The following is a 997-nucleotide window of genomic DNA, read 5'->3' on the forward strand; positions in this document are numbered from 1 at the left end:
AAAAAAATAGATTTTAGTAGAAAAATATTTAAAACTTTTGTAGTTTTTCGTTATATTCTGTAGTCCGGATTATAAGATTAGTGATATATTGTTGAACATCAAATTAGAAAGCGTTTACAAAAAGGGGGGAGAATATGTTTCAAGAGATTATAAAAGTAGATCAAAGTCAAATAGATTACCAAATGATAGACAGTCTAGATAAGTGGGTAAAACATTATCGTTTATTTACTGCTAAAGGACAATGTGCAAACTATATTCCTGCATTAGGGAAGGCTGATCCATCAAAGTTGGGGATCTGCATAGCAGGACAGGATGGGAATGTAGTTAAATCAGGAGATTGGGAAGCCACTTTTACGCTGCAGAGTATTTCAAAAGTAATCAGTTTTATTGCAGCATGCCTAGACTGTGGGATTTCTTATGTGTTAGAACGAGTGGATATGGAACCAACAGGGGATGCCTTTAATTCAATTATTCGTTTGGAAATGCATAAGCCGGGAAAGCCATTTAATCCCATGATTAATGCTGGAGCCATTACAGTAGCCTCTCTTCTTCAAGGGGAATCACCACAAATCAAATTAGAATCTTTATATACATTATTGGAAAAAATGCTGGGAAAACGCCCGCCTATTAATGAAGAAGTGTTTCAATCTGAATGGCAAACAGCGCATCGAAACAGAGCTTTAGCCTATTATTTAAAAGGGACTGGTTTTATAGAATCTGAGGTCGATATAGCTTTGGAGGTTTACTTGAAGCAATGTTCGATAGAAGTAAATACAGAAGACATCGCTCTGATTGGGTTGATTCTTGCTAATAATGGATACCATCCTATCCGCAAGGAGCAAATTATTCCCAAACAAGTGGCTAGGCTAACGAAAAGTTTAATGCTGACTTGTGGAATGTACAATGCTTCAGGTAAATTTGCAGCTTTTGTTGGAATGCCGGCCAAGAGTGGAGTCTCAGGAGGGATTATGACATTAGTTCCTCCAAGGAGTCGGCA

Annotated in this window: 1 protein-coding gene; it reads left to right on the forward strand. The window is 37.3% G+C overall.

What is annotated here, in order from left to right; genetic code table 11:
* Nucleotides 1-134: 134 nt before the first annotated feature.
* On the forward strand, nt 135-997 hold an 863-nt coding region (locus DS031_RS23340; RefSeq protein ID WP_113808536.1), incomplete at its 3' end, for a glutaminase.

The sequence above is a fragment of the Bacillus taeanensis genome, from assembly GCF_003318295.1.
Classification (GTDB): Bacteria; Bacillota; Bacilli; order Bacillales; family UBA6769; genus Maribacillus; species Maribacillus taeanensis.